This is a genomic window from Pseudomonas sp. GW821-FHT09A09 (genome assembly GCF_059418405.1).
This window is the reverse complement of sequence record NZ_JBWKPU010000029.1, coordinates 1-17,967: the sequence shown is the minus strand read 5'-3', so window position 1 is coordinate 17,967 and position 17,967 is coordinate 1. Positions and strand designations below refer to the sequence as shown.

The window sequence follows — 17,967 nt, the reverse complement described above, 5'->3', positions numbered from 1 at the left end:
CCCCCCCCCCCCCCCCCCCCCCCCCCCCCCCCGGCTCCTACAGGGTTCGCGTTTACAACCGGATAAATAACAAGCCTTTGCGGAGCACCCTGATGAGCACTCAAAAAGTTTCCTTCTACAACCTGGCCTGGCGCTGGCATTTCTACGCCGGGCTGTTCGTTGCCCCCTTCATGGTGCTGCTGGCCCTGACCGGCATCATCTACCTGTTCAAACCCCAGCTCGATCCGCTGATGTACGGCGACCTGCTCAAGGTCCAAGCCGCCGAGCACGCCCTGACCGCCGACGAGCAACTGGCACGCGCCAAAGCGGCCTACCCCAATGCCGCCATCAGCAAATACCTGCCACCGGCCGACGCCACCGCCAGCGCGCAGTTCGTGATGCACAACCAAGGCCGCGAAGTGACGGTGTTCCTCGACCCCTATCGCGGCACGGTACTCGGCGAGCAGGACTCGAAATACAACCTGCAAGCCATCGCCCGCGCCCTGCACGGCGAGTTGATGATCGGCACCGTCGGCGATCGCCTGGTGGAGCTGGCCGCCGGCTGGGGCGTGATGCTGGTGGTGTCGGGCGTGTACCTGTGGTGGCCGCGCGGCAAGTCTTCGGCAGGCGTGCTGTGGCCTCGTTTCAATAGCCGCGGCCGCGTGTTCTGGCGTGACCTGCACGCCGTCGCCGGCTTCTGGGGCGCCGCCTTCCTGCTGGTGATGCTGCTTAGCGGCATGACCTGGACCGGCTTCTGGGGCAAGCAATACGCCGACCTGTGGAACACCTTCCCGGCCGCCATGTGGAACAACGTGCCGCAATCCGACCAACAGGCGCGTACCCTCAATACCGCCAGCCAACAGACCGTGCCGTGGGCCATGGAGAACACGCCGATGCCGATGTCCGGCGACCACGCCGAACACATGAACCACGGCGCCATGCACTCAGGTCCGGCCGCGCCGACCGTGCGCCTGCAACAGGTGGTCGACCTGGCCAACGCACGCAAAGTCGAGCCGGGCTACAGCATCACCTTCCCGACCACCGCCACCGGCGTGTTCACCGTCGCGGTGTTCGCCAACGACCCGCGCAACGACGCCACCCTGCACGTGGACCAGTACACCGGCAAGGTGTTGGCCGATGTGCGCTGGGAGCACTACAACACGGTCGCCCGCGCAACGGAGACCGGCGTGATGCTGCACGAAGGCAAGATGTTCGGCTGGGTCAATCAGCTGATCGTGCTGCTGATTTGCCTGATGATTCTGCTCAGCGCGGTCAGCGGTGTGGTGATCTGGTGGAAGCGCCGCCCGGTCGGCGGGTTGGGTGTTCCACCGCTGCGCCATGACCTTCCAAAGTGGAAAACCGCGATGGTGATCATGCTGGCGCTGGCGATTGTTTTCCCGCTGGTGGGCGCCTCATTGATCGTGGTGTGGGCACTGGATCGCCTCGTGCTGTCACGCTTCTTTGGCCAACATGAATCTGCCTCAGGTTCTGCATGAACCCGGCGAGATGCCCATGGCAGAGGCCTTCTGTAGCCTTGCGCGACTTTTGTCTCGCAGCCAATAAGTGTTAACTTATAACACTTTCTGCGTTATCGTTGCTCGCCGCGCCCTGCGGCGAGCATCCCTCCAAGAAGACTGATCGACCGATGAACAAGTACCTTGCGTCCGGCGTATGCCTGCTCGCCCTGCACAACAGCGCCCAGGCTCTGACCCTGCCCGCCAGCCCCATCACCGCGCCGGCCGTCGATGAAGAACGCATCGACCTGGACACCCCGACCACCGCCGGTTCACGCCTGAACCTCACGGCGCGGCAAACCCCGGGCAGCGTTGAAAGCCAGACAGGTGAAAAGATCCGCGAACGCGGCGATGCCAGCGTGCAGGACGCCATCTCCCGCGCCACCGGTATCACCCGCACCGGCACGCCGGGCGACGGCGGCACTTCATTGCAGGCTCGCGGTTTTACCGGGCAAAGCTCGGTGTTGCAGCTGTACGACGGCCAGCGCATGTTCGACGGCGCCGGCACATCCACCTTCCCCGTGGACACCTGGTCGGTTGAGCGGGTGGACGTGCTACGCGGCCCGGCGTCGGTGATGTATGGCCAGGGCGCCACCGGTGCGGTGATCAATACCCTCGCGAAAAAGCCGTTTGAAGGCGAGATCGAAAACCATGTCCGCCTCGGCTACGGCTCCTACGATCGCCAACAACAGGCCCTCGACAGCGGCGGCTCGCTGACCGATACCCTGAGCTATCGCCTGAACGTCAACCGCCTGCGCAGCAACGGTTTCATCGACCGTGGCGACTCGTCCAGCGACTTCGTCAGCGGTGCGCTGCGCTGGCAACCGGCCGACAACCTGAGCTTCACCCTGGCCCACGACTACGGCGACCAGACCCCGCAGAACGACTACGGCACGCCGCTGATCAACGGCCAGTTGCACAAAGGCCTGCGTGACAAGAACTACAACGTCAGCAATGCCATCCAGCACTACAACGACCAGTGGACACGCCTGACCAGCGAGTGGCAGATCAACGATAACGTCACCGCTACTAACGAACTGTCGTACCTGAAAAACCAGCGTCGCTGGCAGAACGCCGAGAGCTACAACTACGTCGACGGCGGCCTGGTACGTCAGAGCTACCTGGGCATCAAGCACAACCAGGAACAGGTCGGCGACCGCCAGACCTTCACCTTCAAGCACACCCTGTTCGGCCTCGACAGCCAGACGGTGGTCGGTGCCGAATACAACCGCATTCGCTTCCGCCTGGCGAGCAACGCGCCATTCGAGGACGCGTCCGCAAGCGGCCAGCCGGTGGACATCAACCACCCGATACCGCAGCCTTTCGAAAGCGCCGACCCGTTCATCCCGCAGTCGGTCAGCACCACCAAACAGCTGGCGGGCTTTGCCGAAAACCGCCTGCAACTCACCGACAAGCTGTCGCTGATCACCGGTGTGCGCCGTGACTATCTGCACATCGACAATCAAGACCTGACACAAGACCACAACGACGCCAACAAGACCCTCACCGGCAACAACTGGAAGGCCGGCCTGGTCTATGCGCTCACCCCGGACACCTCGGTCTACGGCCAGTACGCCACCAGCACCGACGGCGTCGGCAGCCTGATTACCCTGAGCCCGAGCCAGCAGCAATTCGGCCTGTCCACCGCCAAGCAGGCCGAGGTCGGCCTCAAGCAATCCTTCTGGGATCAACGTGGCGAATGGACCCTGGCGGCCTACCACATCGTGAAGAAAAAACTGCTAGTGAGCATCCCCGGCACAAACCTCAAGGAACAGGTCGGCCAGCAATCGTCCAACGGCCTGGAGGCCAGCCTCGACCTGCAACTGCCGAACGCCTGGCAACTGCAAGCCAACGCGGCCATCGTGCGCGCGCAATACGATGACTTCTCCGAGGTGGTCGACGGCCAGTCAGTATCGCGTAACGGTAACCGCCCCACCGACGTGCCACGGCGCACCGCCAACCTGTGGCTGAGCAAGGCCGTGACCGACGACGTGCGCGCCGGCGCAGGCGTGCGCTACGTGGATTCGCGCTTCGCCGACACCGCCAACACCAGTGAAATACCGAGCTACACCGTGGTCGACGCCACGGTGTCGTGGAAGGCAATGCGCAATACCACCCTGGGCCTGCAATTGAACAACCTGTTCAACCGCACCTACGCCGTCAGCCAGTACAACGAAGGCCAGCAGTGGATCCTGGGCGAGCCGCGCTCCTTCTTCGTCACGGCGGATTACACCTTCTAACGGACCAAAACACACACCCCATGTGGGAGCTGGCTTGCCTGCGATGGCGGTCTTTTTGGCGAAAGTGTCTTGACTGACACACCGCTATCGCAGGCAAGCCAGCTCCCACATTTTTGAACGGTGTTTAACTCGAGCGCACTGATGACTTCACTCACCCTCACCCGCCTCACCTGGACACCTCAGGTTCACGGCCACTGCCAGCACCAGTTCCACTTGTGCGACGCCAGCCTGCAGGTCGGTGAAGGTGAGTTCGTCGGGCTGATCGGGCCCAATGGCAGCGGCAAGACCAGCCTCCTGCGCTGCGCTTATCGGTTCACCCGGCCGGATCAGGGTGACGTGTCGCTCGCCCACCAGAACGTGTGGAAACACAGCGCCAAATGGTGCGCGCAACGCATCGCCGTGGTGCTGCAGGAATTCCCCGATGCCTTCGGCCTGCGGGTGGACGAGGTGGTTGCCATGGGCCGCACGCCACACAAAGGCCTGTTCGACAGTGACACGCTGCAGGATCAACAGCTGATCCAACAAGCGCTGGAATCCGTCGGCATGCTGGGCTTCGAAGACCATGCCTTTGCGACCCTCTCGGGCGGTGAAAAACAACGCGTGATCCTGGCCCGCGCCCTGGCCCAGCAGCCGCAATTGCTGATCCTCGACGAACCGACCAACCACCTCGACCCACGCTATCAGCTGGAACTGCTACGGCTGGTCAAGCGCCTGAACATCGGCACGCTCGCCAGCATCCACGACCTGAACCTCGCCGCCGCCTTTTGCGACCGCCTGTACGTCATCAACCACGGGCGCATCGTCGCCAGCGGCACGCCCCATGAAGTGCTGACCGTCGAACTCCTGCGCGACGTGTTTGGCGTCGAGGCACTGATCGACACCCATCCTTTGTCCGGCTACCCCCGAATCACCTGGATTACCCAATCATGATCCCTCGCGCCCTCATCGCCTTCGCCCTGCTGCTCGGAACCTCTCAAGCGTTCGCCGAAGCCACCCATTACCCGGTAACCATCAAGAGTTGCAACCGCGACGTGACCTTCCAGGAAGCGCCGAAACACGCGGTGAGCCACGACATCAACATGACCCAGATGATGCTCGCCCTGGGCCTAAAGTCGCACATGGCCGGCTACAGCGGTGTGACCGGCTGGAAGTCGGTCACCCCCGAAATGGCCGAGATCCTCGACGGCCTGCCGGAGCTGGCCAGCAAGTACCCGTCGGTGGAAACCCTGCTCAATGCCAACGTGGACTTCTTCTTCGCCGGCTGGGATTACGGCATGCGCGTGGGCGGTGACCTCACACCCAGTACCCTGCAACCGCTGGGCATCAACGTGTACGAGCTGACCGAGTCTTGCGCGTTCGTGATGAAGCGCCCGGCCGCCACGCTGGACGACACCTATAACGACCTGCGCAACCTGGGCAAGATCTTCGACGTGCAAGACCGCGCCAACGCGCTGATCGCACAGATGCAGGCGCAAGTGGCCAACGTGCAAAGCGACCTGCCTGCCGACAAGCCCCGCGTATTCCTGTATGACAGCGGCGAAGACCGCGCCATGACCTCCGGCCGCCTGGGCATGCCCCAGGCGCTGATCGATGCAGCGGGTGGGCGCAATATTCTCGATGACGTGGACGCCAGCTGGACCCGGGTCAACTGGGAGACCGTGGTGGAGCGCAACCCGCAGGTGATCGTGATCGTCGACTACAGCGAAATCACCGCCGAGCAAAAGGAGCAGTTCCTGCTGAATAACCCGGCGCTGCAAGCCGTGGACGCGATCAGGAACCAGCGGTTTATCGTGATCCCCTACGTGCAGGCCACGCCAGGCATCGACAACGTGCTGGCGGTCGAAACCCTGGCCAAGGGGTTCCACGGCGAATGATCACCCGTCGCTACGCCTTTTTACTCGCCACCCTCGCGGCGGTGCTGCTGGTCTCTTGCGTGATCTCCCTGGGCTTCGGCCCGGCGCGGGTGCCGGTGGAGGTGGTGTGGCGCATCGTGCTGTTCAAAGCCTTTGGCGTGGGTGACGTGAATTGGTCGACCGGGCAGGAACATATCGTCTGGTTGATCCGTGTACCGCGCATGCTACTTGGCGCTTTGGTCGGTGCGGGGCTAGCGTTGATCGGCGCCGTGTTGCAGGCGGTCACGCGCAACCCATTGGCTGACCCGCACCTGCTGGGCGTCACCTCCGGCGCCACCCTCGGCGCGGTGATCGTGGTGCTGCACGTGGGCGAGATCGTCGGGCTGCTGACCTTGCCTATCGCCGCGTTTGTCGGTGCGCTGCTGAGCATGCTGGTGGTGCTGGCGGTGGCCAGCCGCAACGGACGGCTGGAGAGTGATCGCCTGCTGCTGTGCGGCGTGGCGGTGTCGTTCGTGATGATGGCGGCGGCCAATCTGCTGCTGTTCATGGGCGACCATCGCGCCGCGTCGGCAGTGATGTTCTGGATGCTCGGCGGCCTCGGCCTGGCCCGCTGGGAACTGCTGGCCATTCCCACCGCCACCGTGCTGCTGGGCTTGCTGGTGCTGGTGGGCATGGCCCGGCCGTTGAATGCGCTGATGGCCGGCGAACAGACCGCCGTGACGCTTGGCCTCAACGCCCGCAATGTGCGCCTGAAAGTGTTCCTGGTGGCCTCATTGATGACCGGCGTGCTGGTGTCCATCAGCGGTTCCATCGGCTTTGTCGGGCTGATGGTGCCGCACATTGCCCGGCGCCTGGTGGGCGCCGAGCATCGCCGCCTACTGCCGGTGTGTGCGCTGCTCGGCAGCCTGTTTCTGGTGTGGGTGGACGTGGCCGCCCGCACCCTGATCGCCCCCGAAGATTTGCCGATTGGCGTGGCGACGGCGGCGATTGGCGGGCTGTTTTTTATCGGGTTGATGCGCAAGCGCTAGAACGAATAGGTCACAGCTCATCCCTGTCCGGCCGGTAAATCGTATTACCTGGCAGTTTCAGGTCGCTGTTCACCAGCGTTCGGATCGTCCAGAACGCACCGTGGCGCAATACCCGGAACTGACCGAGTCGCGCCAGCTCAGAGAGAACATGCGAAGGCGTCGGGGCGAAGCGTGTATACCCCCCCTCGGCGGTCCACCTGCCGCTGCCCGTCAACAGGTTGGCCTCGTCCTGGCCAAAGGTCGGGGTGTAGCTCAACAAGGCGCCATCCCGCGCTGTCAGGTAAAAACCAGTAATGGGAAGTTTCCGTTTTTTCAGCTCGTACAGGTAAAACCCTAACTCGCGCCATGACACGAAATATTCCGCATACGAACGTTCAACACCGTTTTGCACCTGGTCCAACCCTGCGTGAAACAACGGGTAGGCTGCGCTGACCTGATAGCCCGTCGGCCACTGCTTCGATTCGCCTGTAAACAAATGCGCGGCGGCACGCGATGGGAAACCGTCGTCGGTAAATGCCAGGACTGGCACATGCCTGTTGTCCGCGCCTTTTTCAAGCAACGCACTGATCGACTGTTGGCCTGTAAACACGCCCGCCCGGTCATGGACGAATCCCGCAGCATCATCGCGATGCGCGAACACGGGCCCCAGTGCCCATTGGTTATGCCCTGTCGATAAAGCGCCGCGAGAGCGCCCCGGCTGCCACTGCGTATCCACCACGCCAATGCCCGGCCAATGATCGCTGGGCACCAGAATGCTCAACTCGCCAGCGGCCGCCATACACCGGATGTAATCGCGGGGGCTGAGCTCAAGCCGCTTTAATCGGTAGTCATCCCTATAATCGATAAAGTGGTCATTGCTCACAATGAACTTCAGCAAGGCGCCATCGGCACACGACAGATAAAGCGGCATCGCCGCACGGCCCGCCGTGGCATGCACCTGATACATCGCCTGTATCACACGGGAGGGAAGGATCAACCCGCGATAAATGGAATCCTGGGTCACTATCTGGCCGCCAGGCTGAATGTCCCCCCATTGCAGACCACACACATACATACCCGCCATTTGATAACGATAGGGGTAACCGTCATCCGCAAATATCCGCCGGTGCGCCAACTCCGAACCCTCTTCGGCCACTGGCAACGTCGCCACAAAGTGCCCGTTAGCGGTCGACTGCAGCACGTAGCCAAACTGAGCCACCTCTCTTGAGCCCGCCAGCTCATGGGCATAACGCGCGGCGTCATCTGCCTGGGCATGCAGCGCGCTGAACGCCGGGTCGACAGTGGCTTGAAGGTAGCGTCGGCCGCCCAGTGTGCGCTTGGCAAACGGCCCCCACCCCGCAACCGGTCCAGGTGCGCCCCACATCGTACTGCCAGCGATCACGTGCAATTCAAAGGTGTTGCTTACACGCCTCACGTACTCCTCGGGTGCCAACTCACCTTCGCGAATCTGGCGCTCAAGCGTCCCGTTGAGCCAGTCACGACGATTGCTCGGCCGCATGATGAGCTCGGTGGCTGAGATCTGCGGGCGCGTCAAATCCGGGCGCGCCTTCAGCCGCACCAATGCGCCGTCGGGCGCCAAAAGGTAGTGGAGGTAACGTAAATGTTCAACGGAGAGCGCCTGAGCCAACAGGCGTGTGGAAAACATGTTTCCGTACACCGCCGATTGAGCCGGTGACAGCAAAAATGGCCACTGCATCGCAGGCCTGGAGTGGTAGGTGGCTACCACCGTCGTGCGCTGTGGATAAAGCCCACGCGTCACCATTTCATCAGGGAAGATCCGTTTGATATCGAAGACTTCATCCGGCACGCGCACAGGTTCGCTGGCGATGAAACCACCGTCATCCCTGCGCAAAATAACACCGCCATAGGATTGCTCAAGGTCAGGCGTGACGCGGCGACGGATGTACTGCGCAGCATCATCCACAGACGGGAACACTGGGCTGAGGCGACCCCGCTGCAGGTTTTCATAGGGTACCCACAGCCCCCCTATGTCGCCTGTGAGTCCCCAGCAGTGGCTGGTCTGAACCACTCGTAAATGACCGGTAGACGCCACCCGGCGAACGAACTGGAGCGGCAGCAATGTGCCGATGTTCAGCTTGGCTTGTATGCTGTCGAGCGCGTCTGCCTCGCTGCTTCGCTCAAACATTCCTTTAGTGGACGGCGACTGGTAACACAATAGGGCGCCTTCCGGTGGCGCGATGTACACCGGAGCACCGCGTGGCGGCTGAAGGGTTTCGGCCCTTGCCTGGGCAATTGCCGCACTCAAATCCTCAGGTTCGATAAACACCTGCTTCAACCAGGTGGCCGAACCATTGCCGACAAACTGGTTGGCGTAATACAGGCTGTAACAACCGAAGCCATCCGGCAACTGGTCGCCATACAGGCTGGCAAGGGACAACAGCGGGGACTTCACCGTCACCGGAATCAACTCGCTGGCGACATATTCCTCCCGGCTTTCGTGCTTGAGAATGAACGCGAAGTAGCGGCCGACAAAATGCTGTGCATGGTCCAACGGGTCGCGTCGATGCAGGTCGCTGGCGGCGTCGTCAGCACGTTTGAAAATGGCTCCATGACTGACCATCGCCGGTCGCTGGAACTCAAGCACACGCGCCCTGGGGCCCCAGTCCAACTCGACAAAGTCGGCAGGCCCCCACAAGGCGTTGCCGATGACCACTCTTAACTTGCCCGATTCGGCCAGCGTCCTGACGACATCGGCGGGTTTGATCGTACCGTCAGTGAGTTTTTTTGCTATCACACTCGTGCCATTGTCGGACGCGCTCATCCACTGCATGCGCCAGTCTGAATGTGTGAAAGACAGGTCGCACGCGACAAGGCTGTCCTCGGCGCCCGACAAATAACCCACGAGTCCCGAGCGCAACAGATCTTCCACATCCTGCGGATGAAACATTTGCGCACTCAGCTCCGCCTCCTGCCGGGTCCATTTGAGCCGGGCAACGTAGGCCGGGTCAGTGATCGAAAGCGCCTCCCGTGAGGCATAGCGCGCATGCAGGCTGTGCCCGGGGTGCAGGATAATCGGGATGCCCTGGCGATCAACCGGATAGAGCCCGTTGAAAGCAAAGGGCCGAGGCCCGGTGGGGACCGGCTCGGTCACGACAAAACGTCCGTCGGCACGTTTGAGGATCACCCCGCCGAGTATCTGCTCGCGGCGCCCACCGATATTCCCGTGAACAAAGCGCGCCGCGTCGTCGGCTGACAAATACGCACTGCTCAACGACGGCAGGGCAAACCGGGAATAGGGCAACCAATGCTCATTGACCACGCCGCTGCGGTCCCACAGTGCGCTGGTCTTTTCGACCGTCAGCTCGCCCGCAGCAGCGACCTGCCGCACAAAATCGCGCGCCAGCATCGAACCGTCGAGCAGCGCGGCTTGCTGGCCGTTGTCGGTCACCTGGCCATCCTGTGCCTGCTTAAACAGCTGGGACTCAAGCGATGAACCGGAAAAGCGATAGCGCAAGACCGCCTCGTCCCGCAGGCGGATATACAACGACGCGCCCAGGGTGGATTGCGGCCCCTGGCCATACTGACGAAACCGCACGATGTGCTGAGCAAGTTCCAGCGGGCTGATGAAGTTTTTATACAGCCAGTTTTCCAGCGTGGGATATTGAACAGGCAGTGGCCGAGAGTGAACGTAAATACCGTATAGGTGATAGCCAACGGGAAACCTGGGCAAGTCTTTCACCGCATCGTCGAGCGGGTCGGGATCACGCGCGACATAGGCCGCCTCTGTATCGGCCTCCAAAATCAATACCTGCTGGCGCACGTTGGGTTTGCGCTGGATCTGCGACGCGGCCCGCGACAGCGCACGCAGAACGTCCGGGAACACCGGCCATGGTTTGTACGGTTCCCAATCAGCCGGAACCTGGCCCACGGAGCCGCCCCAATAAGGGCTGCTGAGCAAAAAGGTCAGGCGCCCAACCGACGCCAGCTTCTTGTAAAAACCCTCCAGCGTTCCATCGTGGGCATCCGGGGAGTCGAAGCTGCCATTGGTCGCCAGCCATCGGTAATAGTTAGCGGCCGCAGGCGACTCATCGAACTGAAACGCGATCAGCGTACCGGCAGGGCCTGACAGGTAAGCGGTGTTGAACTGACGGCGGTTCTGATAATTGAACAGCACGTCTTCTGAAGAATAAAAATCCAGGAAAGCCGTGACCTGGTGCGCGGTCCATTTGGGATTACGGCGGGCAGTCTGCGCGGCGCTATTGGGGTGCGTATGCCAGCTGGCAACGATCTGATAACCCTCCGGCTCAAGATAGGCTGTGTTGCCGGCATTGTCGTCGAGCAAAAGATTGAAATTGAACACGGTCGGCCGGTCCGAAATCGGCTCAGTGCCGACGAAAAGGCCATCGGCCGAACGCCGCAGAATCACACTGCCGTACTCCACCTGCAGATTCAGGCCTACCCGGCCATGGAGGTAGCGCGCCACTTCATCCGCGCTTTTAAAGGCAGGACTCAGCGTGCCGAGTTTGGCGTGACCGCGCGCCGGGGTTGCGCGTTTTTCGCGCAGGGGTTGATCGTCCATGATGACTCCTAGGAACAAGTTTGGATGTTCCATCATCCTGAACACCCCCTGATTCTGAGGGCGCTACATAGTTAACCGCCCCTCGCACCAAGACAGTGCCCCGCCCTTTGCGCTCCGCCGAACCGGCGCTTATTCAGTGCGTCGTCCGCGGATTGCACGGCCTGATCCCCCTTGAACGCGGCCCTCGGCAAAGCAGGCACAGCCCTTGCAATCGCCCTCCCATCTGTCCAACAACACCACTTGGGTTCTCGGAGATCGCACCATGAAGCGTCGCAGCTTGATCAAGGCTTTCACTCTTTCGGCATCCATTGCCGCCATGGGCATGACCTGGACCGTGCAGGCCGCCGAGACCATCAAGGTCGGCATCCTGCACTCGTTGTCCGGCACCATGGCCATCTCCGAAACCTCGCTCAAAGACATGGCGCTGATGACCATTGACGAGATCAACGCCAAGGGTGGCGTGAACGGCAAGATGCTCGAACCGGTGGTCGTGGACCCGGCGTCCAACTGGCCGCTGTTCGCCGAGAAAGGCCGGCAGTTGCTGACCCAGGACAAGGTGGCCGTGGTGTTCGGCTGCTGGACCTCGGTGTCGCGCAAGTCCGTGTTGCCAGTGTTTGAAGAACTCAACGGCCTGCTGTTCTACCCGGTGCAGTACGAAGGCGAAGAGATGTCGCCGAACGTGTTCTACACCGGCGCCGCGCCGAACCAGCAAGCCATCCCCGCCGTGGAATACCTGATGAGCGAGGAAGGCGGCGGCGCCAAGCGCTTCTTCCTGCTGGGCACCGACTACGTGTACCCGCGCACCACCAACAAGATTTTGCGTTCGTTCCTGCACTCCAAAGGCGTCGCGGACAAAGACATCGAAGAGGTCTATACCCCGTTCGGCCACGCCGATTACCAGACCATCGTCGCCAACATCAAGAAGTTCTCGGCCGGCGGCAAGACGGCGGTGATCTCCACCGTGAACGGCGACTCCAACGTGCCGTTCTACAAAGAGCTGGCCAACCAAGGCCTGAAGGCCACCGACGTACCCGTGGTGGCGTTCTCGGTGGGTGAAGAAGAACTGCGCGGCATCGACACCAAGCCGCTGGTGGGCAACCTCGCCGCCTGGAACTACTTCCAGTCGGTGGAGAACCCGGTGAACAAGAAATTCGTCGCCGACTGGAAGGCCTACGCCAAGGCCCACAACTTGCCGGGCGCAGACAAGGCCGTGACCAACGACCCGATGGAAGCCACCTACGTGGGCATCCACATGTGGGCGCAAGCGGCGGAGAAAGCCAAGTCCACCGACGTCGACAAAGTGCGTGAAGCCCTGGCCGGCCAGACCTTCGCCGCGCCCTCCGGCTTCACCCTGACCATGGACAAGACCAACCACCACCTGCACAAGCCGGTGATGATCGGCGAGATCCAGGCTGACGGGCAGTTCTCGGTGGTGTGGCAGACCGACAAGCCGATCCGCGCCCAGCCGTGGAGCCCGTACATCCCGGGCAATGACAAGAAGCCGGATTACGCCGTCAAGAGCAACTAAGCCTAGAAACACAACTCCTGTAGGAGCCGGCTTGCCGGCGATCAGCTTGATGCGGTCAACCTGACAGACCGCCATCGCCGGCAAGCCAGCTCCTACAAAGTCCGTGCATGATCAGGACACTTTGTTATGCCCACTGCCCTGTACCGCTTCATCCTCACGGCCCTGCTTGTGCTGCCCTTCGCAGCACATGCCAGCGACGCCGACGACTTCCTCGCCGCCAACCCAGCCCAACAAGCCAAGCTGCTCCAGGACTGGGCCGCCCAGCCGGATCCTGCGCGTATCGAGTTGGTGGACGCCCTGCAACAAGGCCAACTCACGGTCAACGGTGAAACCAAAACCGTGCGCCTGAACAACCGCCTGCGCAGCCTGATCGACAACGTACAAGCCAGCCAGCAACTGCTCGCCGCCGACCCCAAGGTGCGCCTGGCCGCCGCGGTAACCCTGCAAAAAAGCGCACAGCCTGCGCAGCTCAAATTCCTCGACCAGCAGGTCGCCGCCGAGACAGACGAGGATGTGCACACCGCCCTCAGCCTCGCCCTGGCCAACCTGCAACTGGTCGACCCTGACCCCGTGGTGCGTCTCGCCGCCGTGCGTCTGCTCGGCAGCACCGGCGACCCGCTGGCGCGCACGCGGCTTGAAGCGCTGCTCGCCCCCGGTGTCGAAACCGATGCCGCCGTGCACACCGCCGCCGAGACCAGCCTGGCGCAGGTCAAACGCAAACTGATGTTGGGTGAAATTCTCGGCCAGGCCTTCAGCGGCATGTCCCTGGGTTCGATCCTGCTACTGGCCGCCCTGGGCCTGGCGATCACCTTCGGCCTGCTCGGCGTGATCAACATGGCCCATGGGGAAATGCTGATGCTCGGCGCCTACTCCACGTATGTGGTGCAGTTGCTGATGCAGCGCTATGTGCCTGGCGCCATCGAGTTCTACCCACTGATCGCGTTGCCGGTGGCGTTTTTTGTCACCGCGGCCATCGGCATGGCGTTGGAACGCACGGTGATTCGCCACCTGTATGGCCGGCCGTTGGAAACCCTGCTGGCCACCTGGGGCATCAGCCTGATGCTGATCCAGTTGGTGCGCCTGGTGTTCGGCGCGCAGAACGTCGAAGTGTCCAACCCCGAATGGCTGTCCGGTGGCATCCAGGTGCTGCCCAACCTGGTGTTGCCGTACAACCGCATCGTAATCATCGCTTTTGCGCTGTGCGTGGTGGTGCTGACCTGGCTGCTGCTGAACAAGACGCGCCTGGGCCTGAACGTGCGGGCCGTGACCCAGAACCGCAACATGGCCGCCTGCTGCGGCGTACCCACTGGCCGCGTGGACATGCTCGCGTTCGGCCTGGGTTCCGGTATCGCGGGCTTGGGCGGCGTGGCGCTGAGCCAGATCGGCAACGTCGGCCCGGACCTGGGCCAGAGCTACATCATCGACTCCTTCCTTGTGGTGGTACTCGGTGGTGTCGGGCAGTTGGCGGGTAGCGTCATGGCCGCCTTCGGGCTGGGCATCGCCAACAAGATTCTGGAACCGCAGATCGGCGCCGTGCTCGGCAAGATCCTGATCCTCGCGCTGATCATTCTGTTTATCCAGAAACGCCCGCAGGGACTCTTCGCACTGAAAGGACGGGTGATCGACTGATGAACCAGCCATTGATGCTCACGGCCACGCAAAAGGCCGGCCCCAAGGTGACGATTACGGTGGGCGTGGTGATCCTCGCCGTGCTGCTGGCACTGCCGCTGTTGTCGCTGTTACCCGCGGAGAATGCCCTGCATGTCTCGGCCTACACCCTGACGCTGGTGGGCAAGATCCTCTGCTACGCCATCGTCGCCCTCGCCCTGGACCTGGTGTGGGGCTATGCCGGCATGTTGTCCCTCGGCCACGGCCTGTTCTTCGCCCTGGGCGGTTATGCGATGGGCATGTACCTGATGCGCCAGGCCTCCGGCGATGAGTTGCCGGCATTCATGACCTTCCTCTCCTGGACCGAATTGCCGTGGTACTGGGTGGGCACCGAGCACTTCCTCTGGGCGATGTGCCTGGTGGTGTTGGCGCCGGGTCTGCTGGCGCTGGTGTTCGGCTTCTTCGCCTTTCGTTCGCGGATCAAGGGCGTGTACTTCTCAATCATGACCCAGGCCCTGACCTTCGCCGGCATGCTGCTGTTCTTTCGCAACGAGACCGGTTTTGGCGGCAATAACGGGTTCACCAACTTTCGCAGCATCCTCGGCTTTGGCATCACCGAGCCGGGCACGCGCGCGGTGCTGTTCGTGGCCACGGTAGTGCTTCTGGTGGCGAGCCTGTTCATCGGCTGGCGCCTGGCCCGCAGCAAGTTCGGCCGGGTACTGACCGCCCTGCGCGACGCGGAAAACCGCCTGATGTTCTGCGGCTACGACCCTCGAGGTTTCAAGCTGTTCGTGTGGGTATTAAGTGCGGTGCTGTGCGGCTTGGCCGGCGCGTTGTATGTGCCGCAGGTGGGCATCATCAACCCCAGCGAAATGTCGCCGACCAACTCCATCGAAGCCGCCGTGTGGGTAGCCCTGGGCGGGCGCGGCACCTTGATCGGCCCGCTGCTCGGTGCCGGTGTGGTCAATGGCATGAAGAGCTGGTTCACCGTGGCCTTCCCGGAATACTGGCTGTTCTTCCTCGGGGCGCTGTTCATCATCGTCACCCTGTACCTGCCCAAGGGCGTGATCGGGCTGCTGAAGAAGTGAGAAACGTCATGCTCGAACCTATTTTCGACGCCGGCACCGGCCGCGACGCCATCGGTATCGGCCAGGCGGCAGGTCCGGGCCTGAACACACGCCACGGCACCATCCTGAGCCTGGAAGACATCAGCGTCAGCTTCGACGGCTTCAAGGCGCTCAACAACCTGAACCTCTACATCGGCGTGGGTGAGCTGCGTTGCATCATCGGCCCCAACGGCGCAGGCAAGACCACGCTGATGGACGTGATCACCGGCAAGACCCGGCCCAGCCATGGCACGGCCTGGTTTGGCGAACACCTGGACCTGACTCGCCTGAGCGAAGTGCAGATCGCCCAGGCCGGCATCGGCCGCAAGTTCCAGAAGCCCACTGTGTTTGAAGCCCTCAGTGTGTTCGAGAACCTGGAACTGGCGCAGAAGACCGACAAGTCGGTGTGGGCCAGCCTGCGCGCACGCCTGAGCGGTGAGCAGAAAGACCGTATCGAGGAAGTGCTCGACACCATCCGCCTCACCGCCTCGGCGCAGCGCCCGGCCGGGTTGCTGTCCCACGGCCAGAAGCAGTTCCTGGAAATCGGCATGCTGCTGATGCAAGACCCGCAATTGTTGCTGCTGGACGAACCGGTGGCGGGCATGACCGACGCCGAGACCGAATTCACCGCCGACCTGTTCAAGCGCCTGGCGGGCAAGCATTCGCTGATGGTGGTGGAGCACGACATGGGCTTTGTCGGCTCGATTGCCGACCACGTCACCGTGCTGCACCAGGGCAGCGTGCTGGCCGAAGGGTCGCTGGAACAGGTGCAGGACAACGAGCGGGTGATCGAGGTTTACCTCGGCCGCTAACCCAGACACGGACTGTTTTATGGGGGAGCTGGCTTGCCTGCGATAACGATGTTGACTGACACATCGCCATCGCAGGCAAGCCAGCTCCCACAGTTGATCCGGTTCCCATCAGGGAACCGAGGAGAATTTGAGAATGCTGCAAGTCGACAAGCTGCACCAGTATTACGGCGGTAGCCACATCCTGCGCGGGCTGTCCTTTGACGTGAAGGTCGGCGAAGTCACCTGCCTGCTCGGGCGTAACGGCGTGGGCAAGACCACCTTGCTCAAATGCCTGATGGGCCTGCTGCCCTCCAAGGAAGGCGCAGTGACCTGGGAAGGCAAGGCCATCACCGGCTTCAAGCCGCACCAGCGTGTGCACGCCGGCATCGCCTACGTGCCCCAGGGCCGGGAGATTTTCGGGCGCCTGACCGTGGAAGAAAACCTGCTGATGGGCCTGGCGCGCTTCCCCGGCTCCGAAGCCAAGGAAGTGCCGGCGTTTATCTACGAGCTGTTCCCCGTGCTGCTGCAGATGAAACATCGCCGTGGCGGCGACCTGTCGGGCGGCCAACAACAGCAGTTGGCGATCGGCCGTGCGCTGGCCAGCCGCCCACGCCTGCTGATCCTCGACGAACCCACCGAAGGCATCCAGCCCTCGGTGATCAAGGAGATCGGCGCGGTGATCAAGAAGCTCGCGGCCCGTGGCGACATGGCGATCCTGTTGGTGGAGCAGTTTTACGACTTTGCCGCCGAACTGGCCGACCAGTACCTGGTGATGTCCCGCGGTGAAATCGTGCAGCAGGGCCTGGGTGAAAATATGGAAGCCGAGGGTGTACGCGGGCTCGTAACGATCTAATCTGTAGCGTCCTGACGATAAGCACACACCATGAACCTGCCCGTTACCCCTGCCCTGTTCACCCCCAGTTGGCACGCCGAGCTGGAACTCGGCTATGCGCGTTTCGGCGATACCACGCGCCCAGTGATGCGTCGCCACCTTGGGCCGCTGCGCGTGCAAAAGCACCTGTACGCCGAAGGCCCCAAAGTGTGCCAGCACATCATCGTGCACCCGCCCGGCGGCATTGCCGGCGGTGACCGCCTGGATATCCGCGCCCGCATCGGCGCGGGGGCCTGGGCGCAGTTGACCAGCCCTGGCGCGGCCAAGTGGTATCGCGCCAACGGCCCGGCCTATCAGCAACTGGACCTCACCGTGGAAGCCGGTGCCACCCTGGAATGGCTGCCCCAGGAAACCATCGTGTTCAGCGCTGCCCAGGCCGAACTTACTACGCGCATTGAGCTGCAAGGCGATGCCCGTCTGTTTTACTGGGACGTGGTCGCCCTCGGCCGCCCGGCCAGTGGCGAGCGCTTCGACCTCGGTCACTTTCAATCGCACCTGGATATCCGCCGCGACGGCCAGTTGCTCTGGCATGAGCGCCAGCGCATTGTAGGCGCCGATGGTTTGCTCGACTCGCCCATCGGCCTGGATGGCCAACCGGTGTTCGCCACACTGCTGCTGACGGCTGATATCGACCCCGAATTACTTGAGCAATGCCGCGCCCTGCCCCATGGGGTGCGTGGTGACTTGACGCAATTGCCGGGCTTGCTGGTTGCCCGTTGCCTGGCCAGTGAAGCACTGCATGCACGGGCCTGGTTGATTGATTTATGGCGCCTGTTGCGCCCGCCCGTCCTCGGCCGAGAAGCGATTTCACCTCGAATTTGGAGCACATGACGCCCCAACCTGTAGGAGCCGGCTTGCCGGCGATGGCGTCCTTGAGATCGCCATCGC

General features: G+C 62.4%; 12 protein-coding genes. 11 read left to right on the top strand and 1 reads right to left on the bottom strand.

Features of this window, described 5'->3' with window-relative positions:
- Positions 1-92 precede the first annotated feature (92 nt).
- From AC07OV_RS22290 to AC07OV_RS22270, 5 genes are all read left to right on the top strand, one after another.
- Entirely contained in the window at positions 93-1,475 is a 1,383-nt protein-coding gene (locus AC07OV_RS22290) for a PepSY-associated TM helix domain-containing protein (protein ID WP_494999115.1), read from the top strand.
- A 149-nt stretch (positions 1,476-1,624) separates the two neighbouring features.
- Positions 1,625-3,733 carry a TonB-dependent receptor gene (locus AC07OV_RS22285; RefSeq protein WP_495092995.1) on the top strand — a complete coding sequence of 703 codons (2,109 nt, stop codon included), beginning with the start codon at positions 1,625-1,627 and terminating at the stop codon, positions 3,731-3,733.
- A 141-nt stretch (positions 3,734-3,874) separates the two neighbouring features.
- Positions 3,875-4,663: an ABC transporter ATP-binding protein gene (locus AC07OV_RS22280; RefSeq protein ID WP_494999113.1), complete on the top strand. Its 789-nt coding sequence runs from the start codon at positions 3,875-3,877 to the stop codon at positions 4,661-4,663.
- Complete coding sequence (locus tag AC07OV_RS22275) at positions 4,660-5,607, top strand: ABC transporter substrate-binding protein (RefSeq protein ID WP_176997071.1); 948 nt, start codon at positions 4,660-4,662, stop codon at positions 5,605-5,607. Before AC07OV_RS22280 ends, AC07OV_RS22275 begins: the two co-directional genes overlap by 4 nt.
- The gene (locus tag AC07OV_RS22270; protein ID WP_495092994.1) at positions 5,604-6,614 is read left to right on the top strand and encodes a FecCD family ABC transporter permease; all 1,011 of its coding nucleotides are present in this window, start codon (positions 5,604-5,606) and stop codon (positions 6,612-6,614) included. The genes AC07OV_RS22275 and AC07OV_RS22270 overlap by 4 nt, the downstream gene beginning before the upstream one ends.
- Positions 6,615-6,624: 10 nt before the next feature.
- On the opposite strand, the gene AC07OV_RS22265 is transcribed toward AC07OV_RS22270, so the two are convergent.
- Positions 6,625-11,154 (bottom strand): DUF4329 domain-containing protein, encoded by a 4,530-nt coding sequence (locus AC07OV_RS22265; protein ID WP_495092993.1) that lies wholly within the window; start codon positions 11,152-11,154, stop codon positions 6,625-6,627.
- A 262-nt stretch (positions 11,155-11,416) separates the two neighbouring features.
- On the opposite strand from AC07OV_RS22265, the gene urtA reads away from it, so the two are divergent.
- From urtA to AC07OV_RS22235, 6 genes are all read left to right on the top strand, one after another.
- Positions 11,417-12,682 (top strand): urea ABC transporter substrate-binding protein, encoded by a 1,266-nt coding sequence (urtA, locus tag AC07OV_RS22260; protein ID WP_176997074.1) that lies wholly within the window; start codon positions 11,417-11,419, stop codon positions 12,680-12,682.
- A 126-nt stretch (positions 12,683-12,808) separates the two neighbouring features.
- Positions 12,809-14,311, top strand: a complete 1,503-nt coding sequence (urtB, locus tag AC07OV_RS22255; RefSeq protein WP_495092992.1) for an urea ABC transporter permease subunit UrtB — start codon at positions 12,809-12,811, stop codon at positions 14,309-14,311.
- Complete coding sequence (urtC, locus tag AC07OV_RS22250; protein WP_494999109.1) at positions 14,311-15,378, top strand: urea ABC transporter permease subunit UrtC; 1,068 nt, start codon at positions 14,311-14,313, stop codon at positions 15,376-15,378. Before urtB ends, urtC begins: the two co-directional genes overlap by 1 nt.
- Positions 15,379-15,386: 8 nt before the next feature.
- Positions 15,387-16,208, top strand: coding sequence for an urea ABC transporter ATP-binding protein UrtD (gene urtD, locus AC07OV_RS22245; RefSeq protein WP_176997077.1), 822 nt, complete (start codon positions 15,387-15,389; stop codon positions 16,206-16,208).
- A gap of 133 nt (positions 16,209-16,341) precedes the next feature.
- Complete coding sequence (gene urtE / locus AC07OV_RS22240) at positions 16,342-17,040, top strand: urea ABC transporter ATP-binding subunit UrtE (RefSeq protein WP_176997078.1); 699 nt, start codon at positions 16,342-16,344, stop codon at positions 17,038-17,040.
- Positions 17,041-17,070: 30 nt separating this feature from the next.
- Positions 17,071-17,910: an urease accessory protein UreD gene (locus AC07OV_RS22235; protein ID WP_495092991.1), complete on the top strand. Its 840-nt coding sequence runs from the start codon at positions 17,071-17,073 to the stop codon at positions 17,908-17,910.
- The last annotated feature ends 57 nt before the right edge of the window (positions 17,911-17,967 follow it).

Bases quoted from the DNA above. Each gene is read 5' to 3' on its own strand.
- AC07OV_RS22290 (WP_494999115.1), top strand. From the start codon at position 93: ATGAGCACTCAAAAAGTTTCCTTCTACAACCTGGCCTGGCGCTGGCAT.
- AC07OV_RS22285 (WP_495092995.1), top strand. From the start codon at position 1,625: ATGAACAAGTACCTTGCGTCCGGCGTATGCCTGCTCGCCCTGCACAAC.
- AC07OV_RS22280 (WP_494999113.1), top strand. From the start codon at position 3,875: ATGACTTCACTCACCCTCACCCGCCTCACCTGGACACCTCAGGTTCAC.
- AC07OV_RS22275 (WP_176997071.1), top strand. From the start codon at position 4,660: ATGATCCCTCGCGCCCTCATCGCCTTCGCCCTGCTGCTCGGAACCTCT.
- AC07OV_RS22270 (WP_495092994.1), top strand. From the start codon at position 5,604: ATGATCACCCGTCGCTACGCCTTTTTACTCGCCACCCTCGCGGCGGTG.
- AC07OV_RS22265 (WP_495092993.1), bottom strand. From the start codon at position 11,154: ATGGACGATCAACCCCTGCGCGAAAAACGCGCAACCCCGGCGCGCGGT.
- urtA (WP_176997074.1), top strand. From the start codon at position 11,417: ATGAAGCGTCGCAGCTTGATCAAGGCTTTCACTCTTTCGGCATCCATT.
- urtB (WP_495092992.1), top strand. From the start codon at position 12,809: ATGCCCACTGCCCTGTACCGCTTCATCCTCACGGCCCTGCTTGTGCTG.
- urtC (WP_494999109.1), top strand. From the start codon at position 14,311: ATGAACCAGCCATTGATGCTCACGGCCACGCAAAAGGCCGGCCCCAAG.
- urtD (WP_176997077.1), top strand. From the start codon at position 15,387: ATGCTCGAACCTATTTTCGACGCCGGCACCGGCCGCGACGCCATCGGT.
- urtE (WP_176997078.1), top strand. From the start codon at position 16,342: ATGCTGCAAGTCGACAAGCTGCACCAGTATTACGGCGGTAGCCACATC.
- AC07OV_RS22235 (WP_495092991.1), top strand. From the start codon at position 17,071: ATGAACCTGCCCGTTACCCCTGCCCTGTTCACCCCCAGTTGGCACGCC.